20 protein-coding genes, 1 tRNA gene and 1 other RNA gene are annotated in these 20,930 nt (G+C 66.9%); 16 read left to right on the top strand and 6 right to left on the bottom strand.

Translation table 11 applies throughout. The features are described from left to right. Position 1: 1 nt before the first annotated feature. Genes VGK27_02335 through tadA form a run of 9 tightly spaced genes read left to right on the top strand, consistent with a single transcriptional unit; the run spans position 2 to position 8,169 of the window. A complete protein-coding gene (locus tag VGK27_02335) occupies positions 2–1,471 on the top strand; it encodes a PilN domain-containing protein (protein ID HEY3488942.1) in 1,470 nt (489 codons plus the stop codon). Beyond that, positions 1,468–2,097 carry a type II secretion system protein GspM gene (gspM, locus tag VGK27_02330; GenBank protein ID HEY3488941.1) on the top strand — a complete coding sequence of 210 codons (630 nt, stop codon included), beginning with the start codon at positions 1,468–1,470 and terminating at the stop codon, positions 2,095–2,097. Before VGK27_02335 ends, gspM begins: the two co-directional genes overlap by 4 nt. Then, a complete protein-coding gene (locus VGK27_02325) occupies positions 2,094–2,864 on the top strand; it encodes a hypothetical protein (GenBank protein ID HEY3488940.1) in 771 nt (256 codons plus the stop codon). The genes gspM and VGK27_02325 overlap by 4 nt, the downstream gene beginning before the upstream one ends. Before the next feature lie 21 nt (positions 2,865–2,885). Beyond that, a complete protein-coding gene (gspD, locus tag VGK27_02320) occupies positions 2,886–5,051 on the top strand; it encodes a type II secretion system secretin GspD (protein HEY3488939.1) in 2,166 nt (721 codons plus the stop codon). Further along, positions 5,048–5,578, top strand: coding sequence for a ferritin family protein (locus VGK27_02315; protein ID HEY3488938.1), 531 nt, complete (start codon positions 5,048–5,050; stop codon positions 5,576–5,578). Before gspD ends, VGK27_02315 begins: the two co-directional genes overlap by 4 nt. 3 nt (positions 5,579–5,581) lie before the next feature. Continuing rightward, on the top strand, positions 5,582–6,154 hold the full coding sequence (locus tag VGK27_02310) for an RNA polymerase sigma factor (GenBank protein HEY3488937.1): 573 nt from the start codon (positions 5,582–5,584) through the stop codon (positions 6,152–6,154). A 46-nt stretch (positions 6,155–6,200) separates the two neighbouring features. Beyond that, positions 6,201–6,824 carry a zf-HC2 domain-containing protein gene (locus VGK27_02305; GenBank protein ID HEY3488936.1) on the top strand — a complete coding sequence of 208 codons (624 nt, stop codon included), beginning with the start codon at positions 6,201–6,203 and terminating at the stop codon, positions 6,822–6,824. A gap of 14 nt (positions 6,825–6,838) precedes the next feature. Further along, positions 6,839–7,687, top strand: a complete 849-nt coding sequence (locus tag VGK27_02300; protein ID HEY3488935.1) for a DUF3106 domain-containing protein — start codon at positions 6,839–6,841, stop codon at positions 7,685–7,687. 38 nt (positions 7,688–7,725) lie between these two features. Continuing rightward, complete coding sequence (tadA, locus tag VGK27_02295; protein ID HEY3488934.1) at positions 7,726–8,169, top strand: tRNA adenosine(34) deaminase TadA; 444 nt, start codon at positions 7,726–7,728, stop codon at positions 8,167–8,169. Here the strand turns inward: tadA and VGK27_02290 are convergent. Next, positions 8,166–8,894 (bottom strand): TVP38/TMEM64 family protein, encoded by a 729-nt coding sequence (locus VGK27_02290; GenBank protein ID HEY3488933.1) that lies wholly within the window; start codon positions 8,892–8,894, stop codon positions 8,166–8,168. The two genes, tadA and VGK27_02290, sit on opposite strands and share 4 nt — an antisense overlap. 51 nt (positions 8,895–8,945) lie before the next feature. Here VGK27_02290 and VGK27_02285 point away from each other — a divergent pair. The 7 genes from VGK27_02285 to VGK27_02255 all read left to right on the top strand — a co-directional run bounded on the left by VGK27_02285 (position 8,946) and on the right by VGK27_02255 (position 17,002). Next, positions 8,946–9,034 (top strand) — tRNA-Ser (locus VGK27_02285). Positions 9,035–9,730: 696 nt separating this feature from the next. After that, positions 9,731–9,830, top strand: an RNA gene (gene ffs / locus VGK27_02280) — signal recognition particle sRNA small type. 48 nt (positions 9,831–9,878) lie between these two features. Next, on the top strand, positions 9,879–11,654 hold the full coding sequence (gene dnaX, locus VGK27_02275; GenBank protein HEY3488932.1) for a DNA polymerase III subunit gamma/tau: 1,776 nt from the start codon (positions 9,879–9,881) through the stop codon (positions 11,652–11,654). After that, on the top strand, positions 11,651–11,962 hold the full coding sequence (locus tag VGK27_02270; GenBank protein HEY3488931.1) for a YbaB/EbfC family nucleoid-associated protein: 312 nt from the start codon (positions 11,651–11,653) through the stop codon (positions 11,960–11,962). Before dnaX ends, VGK27_02270 begins: the two co-directional genes overlap by 4 nt. A 22-nt stretch (positions 11,963–11,984) precedes the next feature. Continuing rightward, positions 11,985–12,608, top strand: coding sequence for a recombination mediator RecR (gene recR / locus VGK27_02265; protein HEY3488930.1), 624 nt, complete (start codon positions 11,985–11,987; stop codon positions 12,606–12,608). 116 nt (positions 12,609–12,724) lie between these two features. Next, entirely contained in the window at positions 12,725–16,303 is a 3,579-nt protein-coding gene (gene nifJ / locus VGK27_02260; protein HEY3488929.1) for a pyruvate:ferredoxin (flavodoxin) oxidoreductase, read from the top strand. A gap of 111 nt (positions 16,304–16,414) precedes the next feature. Further along, entirely contained in the window at positions 16,415–17,002 is a 588-nt protein-coding gene (locus VGK27_02255) for a hypothetical protein (protein HEY3488928.1), read from the top strand. On the opposite strand, the gene VGK27_02250 is transcribed toward VGK27_02255, so the two are convergent. From VGK27_02250 to nifX, 5 genes are all read right to left on the bottom strand, one after another. Next, on the bottom strand, positions 16,974–17,456 hold the full coding sequence (locus VGK27_02250) for a GNAT family N-acetyltransferase (protein ID HEY3488927.1): 483 nt from the start codon (positions 17,454–17,456) through the stop codon (positions 16,974–16,976). The two genes, VGK27_02255 and VGK27_02250, sit on opposite strands and share 29 nt — an antisense overlap. Continuing rightward, positions 17,453–18,526: a homocitrate synthase gene (gene nifV, locus VGK27_02245; GenBank protein ID HEY3488926.1), complete on the bottom strand. Its 1,074-nt coding sequence runs from the start codon at positions 18,524–18,526 to the stop codon at positions 17,453–17,455. Before nifV ends, VGK27_02250 begins: the two co-directional genes overlap by 4 nt. A gap of 30 nt (positions 18,527–18,556) precedes the next feature. Then, the gene (nifB, locus tag VGK27_02240; protein HEY3488925.1) at positions 18,557–19,828 is read right to left on the bottom strand and encodes a nitrogenase cofactor biosynthesis protein NifB; all 1,272 of its coding nucleotides are present in this window, start codon (positions 19,826–19,828) and stop codon (positions 18,557–18,559) included. A gap of 44 nt (positions 19,829–19,872) precedes the next feature. Further along, a complete protein-coding gene (gene fdxB, locus VGK27_02235; GenBank protein HEY3488924.1) occupies positions 19,873–20,136 on the bottom strand; it encodes a ferredoxin III, nif-specific in 264 nt (87 codons plus the stop codon). A 392-nt stretch (positions 20,137–20,528) separates the two neighbouring features. Beyond that, positions 20,529–20,921: a nitrogen fixation protein NifX gene (nifX, locus tag VGK27_02230; GenBank protein ID HEY3488923.1), complete on the bottom strand. Its 393-nt coding sequence runs from the start codon at positions 20,919–20,921 to the stop codon at positions 20,529–20,531. Between the last annotated feature and the right edge of the window lie 9 nt (positions 20,922–20,930).

Raw genomic sequence — 20,930 nt, 5'->3', positions numbered from 1 at the left:
CTTGAGCCTGTTCCGGACATTGGTGGGAATCGATCCTTCGGGGCGCCGACTGGCCGTGACCGCGGTTCAGGGTGGCGTGGGAAGCCCTGCGTCGGTTGCGCCGCCGGCCTGCTTCGAGCTTCGATCCGAGCGCGAGGCCGGCCGGCTCGAGGAGGCGGAGGAGGCGCTGCGCGATTTCGTGGCGCGCAACGGGCTTGCCGGGTGCGATGCCAACCTCTGCGTCCCCGCCGATCGCGTCTTCACGGCCCGGCTCGATTTTCCCGCGCTGCGCGCCCGCGACATGCGCGCCGCACTCTCGATGGAACTCGAGCGGCTCTTCCCCTTCCCTTCCACAAAGCTCCGATTTCGATGGCGGCGCATCGGGGACGGCGCCGCCGGCCGGGCCGGGCGCTACCTGGTCGTCGCCGTCCCTTCCGATTATCTCGACCGCTGGGCCGAGATCGCCGCGCGCGCCGGGCTGACGCTCGTCGGCGCGATCCCTTCCGGATGGGCCGTTTCCGCTGCGCACGCCGAGATCGGGGGGGGCGGAAAATGGCCCGGGCAGGTCGCGATCCTTCGCAGCCTGGGCGCCGCCGTCGAGTGCACGCTCGTGTCGGGCGGTGAGCCCTGTTTCAGCGCCTCGCGGAGCTGCCCGCCCGATGGGCTGGCGGCGGCGGGGCGCGCGCTTCTCGAGGAGGGGATGCCCGATCCACCCGCATCGCCGCAGCAGGCTGAACTTCTTGTGGTCGCCCCCACCGACTGGTTCCCGGCGGCGCTGCCCGAAGGCATCGCCGGAAGGGCGGCCCGTGTCGATGACCGGTTCGCGGCACGGGCCGGGCAAGTCGCGGGCGAGGGAGAGGGGAACGCTTCCCCGTGGGATACGCTCGGGGCCTTCGGCGCGGCGGCCGGACGGAGGGGACTCGACCTGCTCGCCACCGAAAGCGAGGGGCCCTGGCCGCAGATCGCGGCGGGGGCGGCGGCATTGCTGGCCATCGCGGCCGTGCTGCTGGCGGTGGCCTGGCCGTCGATCCGCTACTACAAGGCCAAGGCCGAGCTGTCTCGGCTCGACGCCCGCGTGGCCGCGCTTCGCCCCGCGGTCGAACGGGTCGCCGACGCGATGACGGCCATCGAGGATCTCGAGCAGAAGATCGCCCTCCTGCAGGAAGCGTCTCCGGGCGCCGGCCAGCCGCTCGAGATCCTGCGCGAGCTGACCGGGCGCCTGCCGCAGGGCACCTGGCTGACGGGTTTGCGCTTCGAGGGCGTCAAGGTCGAGATGGACGGTTTCTCGCCTTCCGCCAACGAGATCTTCCCGCTGCTGACGCACGACGGCCGCTTCCGTAAGGTCGAGTTCGCTTCACCCATCACCCGGCAGGCGGACAACCTGGAGCGGTTCCAGATCCGGGCCGAGTTCACCGGAGAGCCCGCCAAGCCCGCCGGGGAGCCCGCAAAGGCCGTCGGAGGAGCTGCGAAGGCCGAAGGGGGGCGTCGATGACCGGGGCGGGGCGCTTCCGGTCGCAGCTGCGCTTCCTCTCCAACCGGGAGAAATTCCTCCTGGCGGCTGGCATCCTCGCGGTGATCATCTTCATTGCGGTCAGGCAATTCGTCTATCCGAAGCTCGACGATTACCGGAAGGCCAGAGCTTCGATCCCCCAGCGGCTGGCGACGATCGCGCGATACAGCGTCGCAGCGGGGGGCGAGGAAAAGGTCGACGAACTGCTGTCAGACCGGGCATGGAAACTCGACGCGCTCGAGGGGGGGCTGCTTCCCGGCGACAGCCCTGCGGCGGCCGGGGCGGCGCTCCAGGGGATGCTCAAGCCGGGGATCGAGCGGTCGAAACTGCGGCTGACCTCGCTTCGCGCCCTCGCGCCGGTGGTGAAGGGGCCCTACGCCGAGGTCGCGGTCCAGGTCGACCTCCAGGGGACGACCGAAGGGATGGCGGCGTTCCTGGCCGAGATCGCGCGCCAAAAGAAGACACTGCGCGTCCGGAAGCTTTCGGTCACATCGGGCATGTATTCTCAAGCCATGGCCGCCCGGCCCGAGCTCCTCACGGTCACCGTCGAAGTGGCCGGGATGGCCGACGCCGGCGCCGATGAATCGTCCGCACGGGGGCCCGAATGAACCGGTTGGTCCGGCTGACGCCACTCCTGATGCTGCTCGTGGCCTTCCTCGGCTGGGAGACGTACCAGGCCTGGATCGCGCCGCCCACGCCCGATCTTCCGCTTTCCGCCGCTTCGGGCGTCACGGCCGCCGACAATGCGTCGGCGTCGGCGCCGGCCGCCGCGCTGGCCGCCGCGGTCGCCGAGGTGGTGGCGCGGCCGCTGCTTCGGCCGGACCGGCAGCCTTTCAAGGAAGTGCTCTTCGTCGCTGCGGTTCCCCAGCGCAATTACGAAGGGGAGCTAAGCCGCTTCAGCATCCTCGGCGTCCTGCCGATCGACGGGAAGGAACGGGCGCTGATCGTCCGGAAGGGACCGGGCGCCGGCGACGAGCGCTGGGAGCTGGCGCCGGGGGAATCGCTTCCCGGATTCGTCGCCAAGGCGGTCCGCCAGGATGGCGTGCTCCTGGAAGCCGACGGAAAGGAATTCCTGTTGCCGCTCTACGGCGGGGGGCCGAAGCCGGGGGGGAGCGGCCCGATGCGCACCGAGGTGTCCGCGGGGCCCGCGATCCCGCCTGCGCAGCCGGCTCACGGCGTCCCAGGCGCGACAGTCGTTCCCCGGGGCGTGCTGCCCGGGGCGGTTCCGATCAACCCGGCTTTCCCGCAGGGGTATGTTCCGCCCCCGTCGGCAGCGCCGCTCGGACAGTACGGGGTGCCGGCACCGGGCCACGTCCGGACCCGGCGGCCTCCGGTCATGCCCAGCCGTCCCCAGTTCGTTGCACCGGTCCAGTAGAATCATGCGTTGGAGGATTCGATGAGAACAAGGATTCCACTCGGCTTGGCGCTGGCGGCGGGCTTGAACGCCCTTGTCGCCGGAACCGCCCTTTCCGCTTCCGTGCCGCCTCCTTCGCCCTTTCCAGGGGTGGCTGCCTCGCCCGAAGCGGCGCCATCCCTGCCGGTTCCCCCCTCCGGAATCGTGGTTGAAGATCCGGTGACATTCCCGGGAATGGCCGGCGCGCCCGCTCCTCCTGCGGTGACTCCCGTGCCGGCCCCGCGCGTTCCGGCCTCGAGCGGTTTCCTGGTCAAGTTCAACAATGCCGACGTCTACGAGGTGATCCACACGCTGGGCCGGATCGCCGGCATCAGCTACCTGATCGACCCGCGCGTCCGCGGCGTGGTCAACGTTCATACGCAAGGCAACATGCGGAAGGAGGACGCGCTCGAGCTGCTCTTCTCGATCCTCCGGATCAACGGCGCGACCGCCGTCCTCGAAGGCGAAATCTACCACATCGTCCCGATGGCCGAGGCGAAGATGGAGCCGATGCCCGTTCCCGGGCCCGGCACCGCGGATGGGAGCAGCCTTCCTAACCGGCCGGTGATGCGCGCCTTTCCGCTCCAGTACATCGCCGCTGCCGAGATGGCCAAGGTGATCAAGCCGTTCCTGTCGACGGGCGGCGAAGCGGTCGAGGTGACGCGCGCCAACATGCTGCTCGTGATCGACACCTCCGGCAACATGGACAAGCACGCGCGGCTGGTCGAGCTGTTCGACGCCGACGCGTTCCGGTCGGCCGGGGTCAAGCTGTTCCCGCTGAAATTCCTCGATCCCGACGAGATGGCGAAGAACCTCGACGCCGTCTTCGGGGCGCTCGATTTCTCTGCGAAGGCGAATCACCCGGCCGGGATCAACTTCGTCCCGCTGCCCCGGATGGGGGCGCTGCTCGTGGTCAGCGCGTCTCCGAAAACGCTCGACGAGGTCGGCCGCTGGATCGCCGAGCTCGACCGCGAGGCGACCGGCACGTCGCGGGGCGTCCACGTCTACCGGGTCCGCAACGGCAAGGTCGCCGACATCATGGCGGTCCTCGAGAAACTGTACCCCGGGCAGGCGAGCCCGTCGGCCGGGAAGCCCACCGAGTTCAAGGCGCAGGTCGGCGAGCCGTCCCCGAAAAGCCAGGTCGCGCCCGGCGTGCAGGTCCTCACGAAGGCGGCGCCGGTGTCCGAGGGCGCGCATGCGGCAACGGGCAAGGGGCAGGAGAAGGAAGCGGACCGCTTCGACATCATCGTCAACGAGCCCGCCAACGCGCTGATCATCCGGGGCAGCGCCTCCGAATACGCGGCGATCCTCGACGTCCTCAGGACGATCGACATCTACCCAAAGCAGTTGCTGCTCGAGGTGATGATCGGCGAGGTCCAGCTCAACGATTCGCTTCGGCTGGGCGTCGACTGGAACTACATGTGGAACGGAAACGGCGGCGCCCAAACGCTGTCCAACGTTTCAAGCGCGGCGGATCCCACCGGGGGCGTCCTCTCGGGGCTCAAGTACACCTACGACAAGGCTGACCGGCTCACGGGGGCTTTTCGCGCACTGGCCACCGACGGGAAGGTCTCGATCCTATCCTCCCCCAGCATCCTGACCGCCAACGGGAAGAAGGGGAAGATCATGGTCGCCGACCAGGTGCCGATCACGACGGCCTCGATCATCGCCAACTCCAATCCGCCGGTGACTACGACGACGGTCGAATACAAGGACGTCGGCGTGATCCTCTCCTTCACCCCTTTCATCAACGACCAGGGGGCCGTCACGCTCGAGATCGAGCAGGAGGTCAGCGACATCTCGACGACCATCAAGAGCTCGACGAACAACCCCGTCTTCTTCAAGCGCAACATCCAGACGACGCTCATCGCGAGCGAAGACCGCAGCATCGTCCTGGGGGGGCTGGTCAAGGAGAAGAAATCGCTCGACCGGGACGGGATCCCCTGGTTCTACAAGATCCCCGGGCTCGGATGGCTGTTCGGCGCCCGTGCCGACGCGACGAGCCGGACCGAGCTGATGATCTTCATCACGCCCCGCGTGGTGGCCAGCAACGAGGACGGGACGCGGATGACCCGGGAATTCGAGAACCGGGTCCAGGAGCTCAAGCAGCGGATCAGCGAGGCGAAGGGGCTGAAGGGGGCGTCGCCCGACCAGGAGGGCGGGAAATGAAGCCGACTCCTTTGGTGAAAGCGGTGGGGCCGGGTCTCCGGACCGCGCTGATGAACGAGATCGACGGCCGCGAATTCTACCGGATGGCCGCGCAGAACGCGGGGTCCGCGGGCGTGCGCGAAATGTTCGAGTTCCTCATGGCCGAAGAGGATCAACACTATCAAGCGTTGGTCGCGCAGGCGGGCCGACTGGCCGACGGGAAGCCGTTGCGCTTCAAGCGGAGCGCGAGCGGCCGGAAAAAGCTGGGCGAGTTCCGCGGCGGTCTCGTCTCTCCGGGGATGGTCGCCGATTCCCGGAAGGCCGAGGGCGAGATCGCGGCGCTCTCGATCGGGATGACGCTCGAGCAGCGTGCGATGCGCCAGTTCGCAGCGCTCCGGAAAAAAGCCGAAGCGGCGGGGGACGAGGCGGCGGTCTCGGTCTTCTCCGGCCTGGTCGCCTGGGAGAAGGACCATCTCGACCTGCTGGAATCCCGATACAACGCCCTCCGCGAAGCCTACTGGGAAGAGGCGCGCTTCTGGCCGTTCTGATGCATGCGGACTGACGAAGAGCTGATGGCCGCCTTCCGGGGCGGCGACCGGGAGGCGTTCGAGACGCTGTTCGACCGCCACCATGTCAAGGTGATCCGTTTTGCCGCGCGGATGACCGGAGATCCCGGCCGCGGCGAGGAGGCGGCACAGGAGATCTTCCTGCGCATCGCCCGGGCGGCTTCCACCTGGGAGCCGACCGCCCGCTTCACGACCTGGATGTACACGATTGCCCGCCGCACCACGCTCAATTTCATCCGCGACGCGAAGGACGACGGCACCGCGCTGTCGCTCCCGCTGGGGGAAGAAGACGACGACGGCCCGCCGCTCCAGCTGGCGGGACCAGCCGGCTTCGAACCCGAGCGGATCGTCTCGAACCTCCAACTGCGCGAACGGCTCGAACAAGCGCTGGCCGAGCTGCCGGAGGGGTACCGTTCGGCCTTCCTGCTGGCCGCGGGCGAAGGGCTGGCCTACCAGGAGGTGGCCGAGATCCTGGGGATCACGATGCAGGCGGTCAAGAGCAGGGTCTTCCGGGCGCGCGAGATGCTCGCCGCGAAGGTCTCGGAGATGCGGCCATGAAACCATTTCCGGCAAACCGGGTTTATCTGGAAGAGAGGTCAGAACCATGAAATGCAGCGATTACAGGCGGTTTGCCGGTGAACGCCTCGATGGCCGGATCACGGTCGAGGGTGTGCGCACCCTCGACGCCCACTTGGCGGGCTGCGCGCCGTGCCGCCGGGCCGAGCAGGCCATGCGCGCGATTCATGCGGGGCTGGCCGTCGATCCGGTCGTCTCCCCCGATTTTCGCTCGACGTTGTTCGCCCGGCTCGAAGACGAAGCGCTGTTGCCGGCCCGTCGGGCGCGACTCCTGTCGTTCCCGGCCTGGCGCTGGGTCGCCGTTCCGTTGACGGCCGCCGCGGGGCTGGCGCTGTTTTTGCTCGTCGGACGCGAGTCGGGCGAGCTCAAGACCGCCGTTCCCCAGCTGGCCCGGCAGGAGGCTCCGGCCGTGTCGCTCCCGGCCTCAGGCGCCTCCAGCTCCGCGGCGCCACCCGCCGGATCCGCCCCGGCGACCGTGTCGGCCAAGCCCGCTTCGGGTCGTCCGGCCAAGCCGGCCGCGCCCCCGGCGCTTTCTCCCGAGGAAGCCGATATCGTTGCCAACCTCGACCTTCTCGATTCGCCGTCCGCCCCCGACGATCTCCCCGCAGGGTTCGACGAGATGTTGACCCCGCCGGCGACGAGCAGGGGATGATCCCGGTGTTCCGCATGCGATCGCTCGCAGCGATCCTCCTGGCCGTGGTTGCGCTGCTGACGTCGGCGGCAGCCGAGGCGCGCGGGCATGGCGGCGACATGGGCGATGCCGGGCAGCGTTTCGAATCATCAGGCCGGTCCGGCGATGGTTGGCGGGCCGAGCGGTCGACCCGGCCCGAAACGTATCCCCGTCCCGAGAGGCCGTCGAGCGACCGCGAGGGGTGGCGCGCCGAACGGCAGACGCCGCCCTCGTCCGGGGCGGCCCCCCGCTGGAACCGGCCGGTCCGTCCCGAAGCGTCTCCTCGTTCCGAAACGACGCCCGGGCGCACTTTGCATTCCCGCCCCGAGACGCCGTCGGGCGACCGCGATACGTGGCGCCCCGGACGCGGGAAATCGCCCGCGCCCGAGTCGCCGTCGCGGTGGGAGAGCAAGCCAAGGCAAGTAACGCCCGACAAGATCGAGCGGTGGCGCAGCATGACGCCCGAGCAGCGCGACCGTGCCGTCGAGCGGTGGCGCAAGTGGAAGACGCTTCCCGAGGAAGACCGGCGATATCTCCGCGATCGCCGCGAGATCTGGCGCAGCGCCCCGCAGGAAGATCGCAAGACGCTGCGCAAGCTGCTGAACCGCTGGGACGCGCTGCCGCCCGAAGGACGCAACCAGCTTCGGGACAGCATCGGGGCGTGGCGCGGGCTTCCGCCGGCCGAGCGCGAGTCGCAGATGCAGGGCTGGCCGTTCTATCGCGGGTTGGTGCCCAACGAGCAGAAGGCGATCCGCCGCTTCCTGTTCGAGCGGCCCCCGATCGGGCAGGGCGCCGCCTCGCCGCGGGGCGGCGCCGCCGAAGAGTCGTTTGGCGGCCGCCGCTGAAATCCCGGATCCACAATCCGCCTGATTACGAGAAGTGGATGCGCGTTGCACTGGCGCTGGCCGCCCGCGGGGCTGCGGCGGGCGAGGTGCCGGTCGGCGCCGTCGTCGTCGGGCCCGATGGCGCGATCCTGTCCCGGGCATTCAACCGTCCGATTTCGTCCGTCGACCCGACCGCGCACGCCGAGATCCTCGCGTTGCGCAAGGCGGCCAAAAAGCTGGGCAACTACCGGCTTGCCGGTTGCCGCCTCGTCGTCACGCTCGAGCCGTGCCCCATGTGCGCGGGCGCCGCAGTCCACGCCCGCATCGCCGAGATCGTCTACGGCGCCGCCGATCCCAAGACGGGCGCCGTTCGGTCCCTCTACGAGATCGCCTCCGATCCGCGGCTGAACCACGGGTGCGCCCTTGTCCCCGGCGTTCTCGCCGACGATTGCGGCGCCATGCTCAAGGCGTTCTTCCGGGATCGCAGACGCCGGAAGAACTAATCCCGGGGCGGGGCCGGAATAAATTTCCTCACGATTTTCGGGATGAATAACGAGGCGGCGAAGAGCCCGACTGGCAGCAGCACGTCCAGCCTCAGCAGGTCCGCCGGGGTCCTGTAAGCGGCGACGATCCCTTTCAGGCTACCGAAGAAATACGACAGGATGAAACTGCCCAATGGCAGACCGAGCAGAGTGGCGAAAAAATAATCGCGGAAGTGGATCCGGGTTACGCCTGCCGCGTAGTTGAGCGGGAGGAACGGGAAGAAGAGGATCCTCATGTAGAAGACGGCCGAGAATCCGTGCCGCTCCGACTGCTCGTCGAGCGTCCTCAACCTTCCCTTCAGGAAGCGGGCGGCTTCTTCCCGGAGCAGGTGCCGCGCGATCAGGAAGGCGGCCGAGGCGGCGATCAAAGCGCCGAGGGTGTTGTAGAGGAAGCCGAGCCAGGGTCCGAAGATGAAGGCGCCGGCGATGGTCAGCACGGTGGCGGGCAGCACAAGCGCGCCGGCGGCGTAGATCAGGATGAACAGCAGCGGGCCGGCCGGCCCGGCGTCGCGCACCCACCGGTCGATCGACGCGACTATCCGCGCGCGTCCCTCCGGCGACATCGCCTCCCGGCCGACCGGCGTGGCCAAAAGAACCCAGGCTGCGGCGGACAGGAAGAGGAGGAGCGCGGCTCCGCGGAGGATTCGCTTCCGTCGGACCGGTCTTTCAATCGGTTCCTTTTTCATGAATGATATTGTAGCCCGTCTTGCCTTTCGGTTATAATCGCTCTTTCGTGCGGAGGGGTACCGAAGTGGCCGTAACGGGATCGACTCGAAATCGATTTGGGGGCAACTCCACGTGGGTTCGAATCCCACCCCCTCCGCCATATAACTTCCTCAGCGGAGGGGGTGGGATTCGAAGGAAGCCCGCCGCCGAGCGATTAGCGAGGATGAGCGCGCATGGATGCGCGCGGCAGGCGGGCTGACCGGCCCGGAACAGCGAGACAGGAAGTCGAGCTGTGGAGGGGAATCCCACCCCCTCCGCCATTTTTTCCCCCTCAGGGGAGAAAAAATGGCGCCTCGGTGGGATTCGAAGGAAGCCCGCCGCCGAGCGCTTAGCGAGGAAGAGCGCGCATGGATGCGCGCGGAAGACGGGCTGACCGGCCCGGAACAGCGAGACAGGAAGTCGAGCTGTGGAGGGGAATCCCACCCCCTCCGCCATTTTTCCCCCTGGGGAAGAAAAATGGCGCCTAGGTGGGATTCGAACCGAGGCGAACGCCGAGCGAATAGCGAGGAAGAGCGGCCATGGATGGCCGCGGAAGAGAGCCGAGGCGGCTCGGAGGACTGAGGCAGGATGCCGAAGGACGGAGAGGAATCCCACCCCCTCCGCTTACGCAGCACCAAACCCCCCTGACACAACTCTCTCCATCTGGATTCGAAGGAAGCCCGCCGCCGAGCGAAAAGCCGGGAAGAGGCGCGATCTGACCGCCGCGGTCTGACCGCCGCGGTTGACACGCCGCCCGAATGCCATCACAATAGGGGGTTCCAGTTTCGCAACGCCCCACCCGCGAGGGTGCGCCGGCGGCCAGGCCCTCCGCAACGGGAGGCGACGAACTCCGCCAGGTCCGGAAGGAAGCAACGGCAGTCGCATTACCCCGTGTGCCGGTGGTCTACCTGGTCGCCGGCGGACCCCCGCGGATACCCCCAATCAACGACGCCGAGGTCACTGCCGTGTACGAGGCGCTCTCCAGAAAGTGGCGCCCCCGGACGTTCGACGAGATCGTCGGGCAGGGTCACGTCACGCGGGCGCTTGCCAACGCGATCTCGCTCGGCAAGATCCATCACGCCTACCTGTTCTCGGGAACCCGCGGCGTCGGCAAGACCACGTTCGCCCGGATTCTCTCCCGCGCCCTCAATTGCGTGAACGGCCCGACGGCGACGCCGTGCCTCGTCTGCCCGGCCTGCCTGGCGGTCGAGCAGGGCTCCGCGACCGACGTCCAGGAAATCGACGGCGCCTCCAACAACGGCATCGACGACGTCCGGCAGCTGCGCGAGAACGCCGCGTACGCCCCGGCGTCCATGCGCTACAAGATCTTCATCATCGACGAAGTGCATATGCTCTCGAAGCAGGCGTTCAACGCGCTGCTCAAGATCCTCGAGGAGCCGCCCCCGCACGTCGTCTTCATCTTCGCCACGACCGAGCCCAACAAGCTGCCCGACACGATCCTGTCGCGCGTCCAGCGCTTCGACTTCCGGATGCTGACCGAGGAAGAGATCCTCGACCGCTTCAAGCTGATGGCCGAAAAAGAGAAGATCGACTGCGAGGAAGACGCGCTGCGGCTGCTCGCGCGCTACGCTTTCGGCTCGATGCGCGACGGGCAATCGATCTTCGAGCAGGCGGCCGTATCGGGCAACGGCAAGGTGACCTCGGCGCTGGTCGAGGAGATCCTCGGGCTGGTGGGGGTCGAGGCGGCGATCGACCTGGTGCGGTCGGTGGTCGTCGAGGGCGCCGAGGGTGCGCTCGGCCGGTTCGCGCTGCTCCAGTCGCGCGGCGCCGATCTCAAGTTCCTCTACCTCTCTTTGGTCGACGTGCTGCGCGACGCCGCCGTGCTGGCGTTCACAGGCCAGGAGGCGTTGCTGTCGCGCCATGCCCCGTCGTCGCTGGCCCAGATGAAATCGCTGGTGGCCGAACGCTCCCGCGAGGAATGGATGTTCCTGCTCGACATCGCCTTCCGCTCCGAAAAAGACGTCGTGGCCACCGAGTTCCCGCGGCTGGGGTTCGAATTGCTGCTGCTCCGGCTGGTCAACGCCCCATCGCTGCTCCTGGCCGAGAATATGGCCGACGGGCAACCGGCCGCCCCCCCGCGCACGGTCCGGGCGGTTGTCGCCCCGTCGTCCGCCGGTCTCCCGCCGGCCCCGTCCGGCGCGCCGCATCCCGAGGCGGCGCACGTATCCGGGACGACGACTTCCTCGTCCGGGGGGCATCACGCTCACGCTCCGGCACCGGCCGCCCCTGGCGCACGCGGCCCCGCAGGGGGAAAGGCCGGCGACCTATGGGAGGCGGTCAAGCGCAACCTCGAGGGCAAGAAAAAGGTCCCCTTGGTCGCCCTGCTCAGCTCGCTCGCCGGTCACCGCGACGGGGACGCCCTGATGATCGAGGGGGCAGAGGCGCTGCTTTCGATGGTGCGCGATCCCGACAAGCTCGCGCTGATCGAAAAGGCGGTCGAAGAAGTGGCGGGCACCCGACTGACGCTTCGGTTCGGGGCCGAGGGCGAAAAAAAAAACGTTGAGCCGGCCGAGCTGATCTCTGACACGAAACGTCTCGAACGGATGGCATTCGAGGATCCGGCCGTCCGGGATTTCCTGCGGGAATTCGACGGCAACCTGATCGAAGTGCGCCCGACGCCGCCGAAGGCGCCCGTGCCGGCCATCCCCGTGCCGCCGCCCGGCGCCGATGCGGAGGAAGGGGCGGCCGACGAGACCGAGGATGGGGGGGAAGACACGTGAACATCCAGGACATGATCAAGCAGGCGGGTCAACTTCGCGAACGGATGGCTAAAATCCAGGAAGATCTGGGCGGAATGAGCGTCGAGGCTTCCGTCGGCGGGGGGATGGTGACCGTCGTCGCCAACGGGAAGATGGAGATCATGTCGATCCGGATCGACCCCGAGATCGCCAACGGCGGCGATATTCCCCTGCTCCAGGACCTGGTCCGGGGGGCCGTCAACGAGGCGCTTTCGCGCAGTCGCGCGCTGGTCGCAGGCGAGATGGCCAAGGCCACCGGGGGCATCCTGCCGCCCGGCATGTTCCCCTAGATCATCCGCCGACCGATATCCCATGAGCTACCCGAAGCCTCTCCGTCGCCTCATCGCCCTCCTCTCCCGACTCCCCGGGATCGGGGAAAAGACCGCCACCCGCCTCGCTCTCTTCCTGCTGCGCATGCCCGCGCCGTTCACCCGCGAGCTCGGCGAAGCTATTGCGTCAATTTCAACCACTGTGATAAGATGCTCGCGTTGTTTCAATATCGCGGATGAAGACCCTTGTTCCCTGTGCACCGACCCCGAGCGCAGAAACGATCAGATCTGCGTCGTTGAAGGGCCGACCGACATCATCCCGATCGAAAAGAGCGGCGCCTACCAGGGGCGATACCATGTTTTAGGCGGGGCCATTTCCCCGATCGACGGGGTCATGCCCGAGCATTTGCACATCCAGGAACTGCTTGACCGGCTGGCGAAGGGCGGGGTGGCCGAAGTCATCCTGGCGACCAACCTGACGTCCGAGGGCGAGGCGACCGCTTCTTATCTCGGGGCGGCGCTCAAGGATCTGCCGCTGTCCGTCAGCCGGATCGCCTACGGCATGCCCGTGGGCGCCGATCTCGAGTACACCGACGAAGTCACCGTCGGCCGCGCCATGAGAGGCCGACGCGAGCTGTCCCCGCGCTCCGGCGACGACCGGAGCTGACGCGGCCGGGCGCAACGTTTTTTTTACGGGATCTGGGGGGGTGGCATCCTTGCCGGATTCGGCGACGGTGTCAAAGACCGTTTCCCGACATCAGCAACGTGGAGGAGAGATCCGAAATGAGCAGAAAGATGGTAACGATCGACGGCAATACCGCTGCCGCCCACGTGGCCCACGCCACGAACGAGGTCATCGCGATCTATCCGATCACCCCCTCGTCGGTGATGGGCGAGATCTCCGATGCCAAGAGCGCGGCAGGCGTGAAGAACATCTGGGGCACCGTGCCGCTGGTCGCCGAGCTCCAGTCCGAGGGGGGCGCTTCGGGCGCCGTGCACGGCGCGCTGCAGGCGGGGGCGCTGACGGCAACCTTCACGTCCAGCCAGGGTCTTCTGCTGATGATCCCCAATATGTACAAGATCGCCGGCGAGCTGACCTCCACGGTCTTCCACATCGCGGCGCGCGCCATCGCTACCCAGGCGCTCTCCATCTTCGGTGACCACTCCGACGTCATGTCGTGCCGGTCTACGGGCTGGGTGATGCTCTGCTCCAACAACGTCCAGGAGGTGATGGACTTCGCGCTCATCGCCCAGGCGTCCACCCTGCGCGCCCGCCTGCCGTTCCTGCACTTCTTCGACGGCTTCCGCACCTCCCATGAAGTGCAGAAGGTCGAGGAACTGACCTACGACGATATGCGCGCCATGATCGACGACGACCTGGTCAACGCGCACCGCGCCCGCGCCCTGTCGCCCGACCGCCCGGTGATGCGCGGCACGGCGCAGAACCCCGACGTCTACTTCCAGGGCCGCGAGACGGTCAACGCGTTCTACCCGAAGGCCATCGGCATCGTCCAGGAAGAGATGAACAAGTTCGCCAAGCTGACCGGCCGCAAGTACAAGCTCGTCGATTACTCCGGCGCGAAGGATGCCGACCGCGTGGTCGTCATCATGGGCTCCGGGGCCGAGACGGTCCAGGAGACGGTCGAGACGCTCGCCAAGAAGGGCGAGAAGGTCGGCGTCGTCAAGATCCACCTCTACCGTCCGTTCCCGATCGACGCCTTCATCAAGGCGCTGCCCAAGACGGTCAAGAAGATCGCCGTGCTCGACCGCACCAAGGAGCCGGGGTCGCTGGGCGAGCCGCTCTACCTCGACGTCCGCACCGCGATCGGCGAGGCGATGGCCGACGGCAAGTTCGTCTTCAAGGGCTACCCCACCATCGTGGGCGGCCGCTACGGGCTGGGTTCCAAGGAGTTCACCCCGGCGATGGCCAAGGCCGTCTTCGACAACCTCAAGGCCGCCAAGCCGAAGAACCACTTCGTCGTGGGCATCAACGAGGACGTGACCAAGTCGAGCCTGGTCTACGATCCGTCCTTCCGCAACCCGTCGCCCGGTACCTATGAGGCCATGTTCTACGGGCTGGGCTCCGACGGCACCGTCGGCGCCAACAAGAACTCGATCAAGATCATCGGCGAGGCGACGAACAACTACGCCCAGGCGTACTTCGTGTACGACTCCAAAAAGGCGGGCACGATCACCACGTCGCACCTGCGCTTCGGGAAGAAGCCGATCCCCTCGCCCTACCTCATCGACCACGCCGATTTCATCGCGTGCCACAACTTCACCTTCCTCGAGAAGTACGACATGCTCGGCAAGGCGAAGCCGGGCGCCACGTTCCTGCTCTGCTCGCCCTACGAGCAGGCCGAAGTGTGGGACAAGATGCCGGTCGAGGTCCAGAAGCAGATCATCGACAAGAAGCTCAAGTTCTACGTGATCAACGCCGTCAAGCTGGGCGAGGAGCTGGGGCTCGGCGCGCGTATCAACGTGATCATGCAGACCGCCTTCTTCAAGATCTCCAACATCATCCCGCTCAAGCAGGCGGTCGCCGAGATCAAGGATGCCATCAAGAAGAGCTACGGCAAATCGGGCGACAAGGTCGTCGCGATGAACTACGCGGCCGTCGACGCGGCGCTCGGGAACATCCACGAGGTCACGGTCCCCGCCAAGGCGACCAGCAGACTCAAGATGCCGCCGGCCGTCTCGAAGACCGCCCCCAAGTTCGTGAAAGACGTGACCGGAGTGATTATCGCCGGCAACGGCGACCTGGTCCCGGTTTCCGCGATGCCGAAGGACGGCACCTTCCCGACCGCCACGTCGCAGTACGAGAAGCGCAACATCGCGGTCGACATCCCGGTCTGGGACGAGCAGCTCTGCATCCAGTGCGGCATCTGCTCCTTCGTCTGCCCTCATGCCACGATCCGCATGAAGGCCTACGCGCCCGAGCTGCTCAAGGGCGCCCCCGCCACCTTCAAGTCGGTCGACGCGAAGATCCCCGAGGTCAAGGGGATGAAGCTCACGATCCAGGTCGCCCCCGAGGACTGCACGGGCTGCGGCGCCTGCGCGTACAACTGCCCGGCGAAAGACAAGGAGAACCCGAAGCACAAGGCGCTCGACATGCACTTCCAGCCGCCGCTTCGCGCGACCGAGGCCGCCAACTTCGACTTCTTCCTGTCGCTGCCCGACAACGACGCCTCCACGTTGCGGCTCGACACGTTGCGCGGCAGCCAGCTCGTCCGCCCGATCTTCGAGTTCTCGGGCGCCTGCGCCGGTTGCGGCGAGACGCCGTACCTCAAGCTGCTCTCCCAGCTGTTCGGCGACCGGGCTCTGATCGCCAACGCGACCGGCTGCACCTCGATCTACGGCGGCAACCTGCCGACCACGCCGTGGGCCAAGCGCGCCGACGGGCGCGGGCCGGCCTGGTCCAACTCCCTGTTCGAGGACAACGCCGAGTTCGGCTACGGCATGCGGCTGGCGGTCGACAAGTTCAGCCAGCAGGCGTTCGAGCTCGTCGACGCCCTGGCGGCCGACAAGGCGTTCAAGACGATCCATCCGCTGCTCGCCGAGATCAAGTCGGCCGACCAGTCCGCCCAGGCGGGCATCGAGGCGCAGCGCCTTCGGGTAGCGAAGCTTGCGGACGCCCTCGCCAAGAGCAACAGCGTCCTGTCGAAGAAGTTGCAGCCGATCGTCGACTACCTGGTCAAGAAGTCGGTCTGGTGCATCGGCGGCGACGGCTGGGCTTATGACATCGGCTACGGCGGGCTCGACCACGTCATCGCCTCGGGCAAGAACGTCAACGTGCTCGTGCTCGACACCGAAGTGTATTCGAACACCGGCGGGCAGGCGTCCAAGTCCACGCCGCTGGGCGCGGTGGCGCAGTTCGCCGCCGCGGGCAAGCCGATCGCCAAGAAGGATCTGGGCATGATGGGGATGGCCTACGGCACGGTCTACGTCGCTTCCGTCTCGCTCTCCAATCCGGCCCAGTGCGTCAAGGCGTTCCTCGAAGCCGAAGCGTACGACGGTCCGTCGCTCATCGTCGCCTACGCGCACTGCATCGCCCACGGCATCGACATGACGCGCGCCGTCGACGAGCAGCGCAAGGCGGTCTCCTCCGGCTACCTGCCGCTGTACCGCTATAACCCGGCGATGGCGGCCCAGGGCAAGAACCCGCTCCAGCTCGACAGCCGTGCCCCGAGCACCACCTTCGAGGACTTCGCTTATGGGGAAAACCGGTGGAAAGTGCTCCGGAAGTCCAACCCCGAGGCGGCCGCGAAGCTGATGGGCAAGGCCACCCAGTGGGCCGCCCACCGCTTCGAGTATTACCAGAAGCTCTCAGCGCTGACCTACGGCGGGGAAGAGAACAAATAGCCTGCGATGAGGGGCTGCAAGGCAGGCTGACACGACGAAAGGGCGTCCCCGGGAAACCGGGGGCGCCCTTTTCATATAGCCCCACGTCGTGATCACGAAACGGGGTGGCGGATGCCGGTCCTTTACTACAAGGAAGACTACGCGACGCTCGAGATCGACCACGACGGCGACTACGTCCTGCGCGTCGCCGGGGTCGGGGTGCCCCGGCACGATATTGCGGTCGTTCTCGACGACGATGAACTTGACCGCTACCGCGAGTGGGGCGAGCATTTCGTCGTGACGATGGCGCACCGAATCCATCGCGAGCCCGGGAAGTACGCAGAGCGGAACATCCTGGGTGGAGCGCCGGTACCGACGGCGCCGATGCCGGTCGCAGGACGCCGCGCTTGGTGGGCCTTCTTCGCGGTGTCGGCCGCGCTGGCGCTCTACATTCTGCTGGTGGTGTCGGCCGTCGACCGGCCGGGGGGCGAGGGGGAATCCGTCGCGGGGATGGCCGTCGGATTGCATTCCGCCCCTGACGACGTCGGGGACGTCTACTACATGACCGTGCGGCTCGCCGATGGCGACCGCGTTCAGGTGCGGGTGAGCGGAAGGGCCGACTACAAGGAGAATGCCAGCCTCCTGCTCGTGGCTTCCAGGCCGTCGTTCTTCGGGAAAAGATCCTACCGGTTCATCGGCTACCGGGATCCTGTCCGCTGACGGTCGGTATTTCCCTGCGCATGGGGACCATCGACGATTCCCGGAATCCGTTCCGGGCGTAGAACCGCTGCGCCCGCGTATTCGAACGATCGGTCAGCAGGGTGACCCGCGCCATCCCAGCGGCCCCGGCGAAGAGGAGCGCGGCTTCCAGCAGCTCTTGGCCCACGCCGGCCCCGCGGTGTTCGGGCGCCACAAACATGTCCTCGAGCCAGGCGGCGGGGGCACCCTCCGAAGTGCTGACGGTGAACAGGAGACTGACCATCCCGGCCACCGTTCCTCCCCGGTCGCACACGAGGATTCTCCCGATCGACGGGTCCGCCAAAATCCGGTTCACGCCCCGTCCCTGCCTTGCAGGGTCCGGAGTGAAATCGGCTTCCTGCGCAAACAGCGCGCCGAGAAGGGAGACGATTGCCGGAACGTCGCCCGGGGACGCGAAACGGATGTTCCCGCTCATGCGACCTTTTCCTTCCGCAGCATCGACAGGATCTCCTCCGCTTCCACGTTCGTTATAATGTGGCCCAGCTCCCCGAACACGTAATGCACGGCACTTCGCCCGGAATGCTTGCCGAGCACGATTCGCCGTGAGGTCCCGACCGACTCGGGCGGAAAGGGTTCGTAAGTTTCCGGGTCCTTGATCACCCCGTCCGCGTGGATTCCCGCCTCGTGGCGGAATGCGTTTTCTCCGACGATCGCTTTCCAGGGCGGCATCGGTTGATGCGACACGCGGGTCAGGTAATGGGAAAGCGATCCCAGCTTCGTCGTCTCGATTCCGGAAGACTTCCCGAGAAGGCGAGTCAGGCCCATCGCGACTTCCTCGAGCGCCGCGTTCCCGGCGCGCTCTCCGATTCCGTTGACCGTGACGTCGACAAAGGTCGCGCCTCCGCGCACCGCGGCCAGGGCGTTCGCGGTCGCCAGCCCGAAATCGTCGTGGGTGTGAGCTGCCACCGGAATGCGCAGCACCGCGACGAGTGCGGCGATCTTTTCGCGGATCGAGAACGGGTCGAGGATCCCGACGGTGTCGCAGAAGCGCAGCCGGTCGGCCCCGGCCTCCTGCGCCGCAAGGGCGAACGCGATGAGAAAGGCGGGATCCGAGCGGGAGGCGTCCTCGGCCCCCACGGACACATAAAGCCCGCGCCGCTTCGCGTAGCGGACCGCCGCGCCGATGCGCGCCAGCACCCAGCCCCGATCCTTGCCCAGTTTTGCCGCGATCTGCCGGTCGGACACGGGAAGCGCCATCGCCACTGCGGAAACGCCGCAGGATATCGACGCGTCGATGTCGGCGTCGACCGCCCGGTTCCAGGCCGTAACCCGCGCCCGGAGTCCCATCGCGGCAATCGCCGCCACGGCGTTCGCCTCGCCCCCGCCCATCGCGGGGATGCCCGCCTCGATCTCGTCCACGCCTGCCGCATCGAGCAAGCGGGCGATCCGGATCTTTTCGTCGAAGGAGAACGCGACTCCCGCCGCCTGTTCCCCGTCGCGCAATGTCGTGTCGATGAGATAAACCCGTCCGCCATCCGTATCCATGACTATTCCTCCCCGGTCCTTGCCCGGCGCCTACGGGGTTGCCCGGATCGCGTCTTGCGCCGGGACCATTCCACAGGATTCGCGAATCGCGTCCTCGATCCGGTTGCACGTCATGGCGACCCGGATCCCGCGCTCTTCGAGCGTGCGCCGGGGAGCGTCGCCGATCCGCAGGACCAGCACCCAGCGACAATCGGCCAGCGCCCGCATCATCCGCTCCAACCGGTCCTCGGACGTCTCGCACGACGTCTCGCCCGAGCAGTACTTGTCGATGCTGCGACGTTCCACGAAACGGATGCCCGAGGGAGACGCGTCGTAGATCAGCAGCTCGTTCGCGTGCCCGAAGTGCAGGTCGACCACGTATCCGTTGCCCGATGCGACCGCGACCCGGACCGTATCCTCTCCGGTAGCCGCGGAAGCGCCTTCCGACGCGTGCCCGGCCTTCGGCATCTCCCGGATGGTTTGGCCGGCGTCGAAGAACACGGGCTTCTCGTTGAGGACGGTCCCGACCGCGTCGGCACGGCACTGCCGGCAATGGCGCATCTGCGGGAGGATCTCGCTCATTTCGTCGCGGATGCGGTCGAGCGCCTCCCGGCTCACCATCGGGAACTTCTCGAACCACGTCCCCGGCGTCGGGATGAACGGCATCACGTTGAGGATGTCCGCGCCCTTGTCCCGGACGTAGCGGGCGATCGACGCGATCTCCCCGTCATTGACGCCGGGGATGCAGATCGTGTTGACCTTGATGTGGATGCCGCTGTCCTTCAACGCCTCGAGCGCCTCCTCCTGGCGGTTGAGGATGAAACGTGCGGCGAGGTCGCCTTTCAGGTAGACGTCGCCGTCCTGCGCCCAGGGGTAGAGGGTGCGCGCCGTCGAGAGTTTCCGTGTGTTGATCGTGACCGTGATGTAACGGATACCGATCTCCCGGATCTTTTCCAGATGCTCGACAAGTCCAACCCCGTTGGTGGACAGGCAGAAATCGACTTCACCGTCCGCCGCCCGGATCAGGCGAAACGTCTCGAACGTCTCGTCGGGGTTGGCCATCGCGTCGCCCGGCCCCGCCACGCCGACGATCGCCAGGTTCGGCATCAGCCGCTTCGTCTCGAGGAAGCGCTCGAGCCCCTGCTGCGGTGTGAGCACGGAGCTGGTGACGCCGGGGCGGCTCTCGTTGACGCAGTCGAACTTGCGGTTGCAGTAGAGGCACTTGATGTTGCAGCGGGGCGCCACCGGAAGGTGGAGCCGGGCGAACTTGTGCGCAGCATCCATCGAGAAGCAGGGATGTTTTTTATTGTCGAATCCGCCCATGAGATGTCTCCTTTCAATCCGCTGCGGTTATCTTTCCGTCGTTTCTATGCGACGACGGGTTCGAACGTGAACGCCTTCTTGGAGCAGGTGCGGCCGCACGCCTGGCAGCCGATGCAGTTGCCGCCGTTCTCGACCTTCATGAACATCTTCGCGGAGTCGTCTTCGTCGACTTCCTCGAAACCGAGCACGTCATGCGCGCATACCTTGAAGCAGCGGCCACAGCCGATGCACAGCTCCTCGTCGATATTCTTGATGAATTGAGGCGTCCACTCTTTCTTGTCCTTGGTCAGTCCCGTGATGTAAGCCATGTCGTATTCCTCCAGGTTGTCGTTGTCCGATGCATATCAAGTGCCGACGAGGGAATGTCGCTTTCCGATCAATATTTCGGATCCGAGGCGTGCCCCCCACGGGTATCGGGGAGAAATGGCCGCGGGTGCTTCCGGAAGCGCGTCGGCCCGGCCGCCCTTCCCGGGAAGTTCCGGCTCCGCCGCCGCGATCCCTGCGCGGGGCGTCGCGAAGACGGTCCCGGTTCCGAGGCGTGCGCCGAACGGGTAACGGCCGGGAACAGCCGCGGAAGGCCCCCCGTTCGTACCGAAGGGGAGCTGTTCCCCCGTCACCGGCGATTCGGCCCTTTGAGGTAGAGGGCCGGACGAAAACGTGGGGCGAGGCGAGCGATAGATCGCAACGGTTGTCATCGCGCTTACGCCTCGCCTTCGAGGAACGACGGGGCGGTCGCGCCCGCCATCGCCTTGCGCAGCCAGGGGGGCGGGGTGCCGCGGAGCACTTCCTGCAATTTTGCGACGACCATGGCGATCGGCTCCGGTTCGCCCGTCTTCATCGGCTGGATCTTCCGCGCGACCAGTTTCGCCGCGGGGGGGCCACCGATCTGTACCGTGTAGACGATGGCACAGCCGGCGACTGCGTTCGCCCGTGCGGTGATCCGATCTTCTTCGTCGTCGCCCACCGGGATTACTGCGACTTCGTGCAGGAACGATGCCGTGTCCGGGCCGACCTCCCAGATGTGGAATTTCGCGGCCTGTCCGAAATGTTGATCGATCGTGAAGCCATCTGTGGTCGTGAATGCGACTTTCATGGCGTCCTC

It is taken from the genome of Candidatus Deferrimicrobiaceae bacterium (assembly GCA_036504035.1).
GTDB lineage: Bacteria > Desulfobacterota > Deferrimicrobia > Deferrimicrobiales > Deferrimicrobiaceae > JANXPS01.
The sequence above is the reverse complement of the archived record's forward strand: the minus strand, read 5'-3'. Positions and strand labels throughout refer to the sequence as shown.

Bases quoted from the DNA above. Each gene is read 5' to 3' on its own strand.
- gspM (HEY3488941.1), top strand. From the start codon at position 1,468: ATGACCGGGGCGGGGCGCTTCCGGTCGCAGCTGCGCTTCCTCTCCAAC.
- VGK27_02325 (HEY3488940.1), top strand. From the start codon at position 2,094: ATGAACCGGTTGGTCCGGCTGACGCCACTCCTGATGCTGCTCGTGGCC.
- gspD (HEY3488939.1), top strand. From the start codon at position 2,886: ATGAGAACAAGGATTCCACTCGGCTTGGCGCTGGCGGCGGGCTTGAAC.
- VGK27_02315 (HEY3488938.1), top strand. From the start codon at position 5,048: ATGAAGCCGACTCCTTTGGTGAAAGCGGTGGGGCCGGGTCTCCGGACC.
- VGK27_02310 (HEY3488937.1), top strand. From the start codon at position 5,582: ATGCGGACTGACGAAGAGCTGATGGCCGCCTTCCGGGGCGGCGACCGG.
- VGK27_02305 (HEY3488936.1), top strand. From the start codon at position 6,201: ATGAAATGCAGCGATTACAGGCGGTTTGCCGGTGAACGCCTCGATGGC.
- VGK27_02300 (HEY3488935.1), top strand. From the start codon at position 6,839: ATGCGATCGCTCGCAGCGATCCTCCTGGCCGTGGTTGCGCTGCTGACG.
- tadA (HEY3488934.1), top strand. From the start codon at position 7,726: ATGCGCGTTGCACTGGCGCTGGCCGCCCGCGGGGCTGCGGCGGGCGAG.
- VGK27_02290 (HEY3488933.1), bottom strand. From the start codon at position 8,894: ATGAAAAAGGAACCGATTGAAAGACCGGTCCGACGGAAGCGAATCCTC.
- recR (HEY3488930.1), top strand. From the start codon at position 11,985: ATGAGCTACCCGAAGCCTCTCCGTCGCCTCATCGCCCTCCTCTCCCGA.
- nifJ (HEY3488929.1), top strand. From the start codon at position 12,725: ATGAGCAGAAAGATGGTAACGATCGACGGCAATACCGCTGCCGCCCAC.
- VGK27_02255 (HEY3488928.1), top strand. From the start codon at position 16,415: ATGCCGGTCCTTTACTACAAGGAAGACTACGCGACGCTCGAGATCGAC.
- VGK27_02250 (HEY3488927.1), bottom strand. From the start codon at position 17,456: ATGAGCGGGAACATCCGTTTCGCGTCCCCGGGCGACGTTCCGGCAATC.
- nifV (HEY3488926.1), bottom strand. From the start codon at position 18,526: ATGGATACGGATGGCGGACGGGTTTATCTCATCGACACGACATTGCGC.
- nifB (HEY3488925.1), bottom strand. From the start codon at position 19,828: ATGGGCGGATTCGACAATAAAAAACATCCCTGCTTCTCGATGGATGCT.
- fdxB (HEY3488924.1), bottom strand. From the start codon at position 20,136: ATGGCTTACATCACGGGACTGACCAAGGACAAGAAAGAGTGGACGCCT.
- nifX (HEY3488923.1), bottom strand. From the start codon at position 20,921: ATGAAAGTCGCATTCACGACCACAGATGGCTTCACGATCGATCAACAT.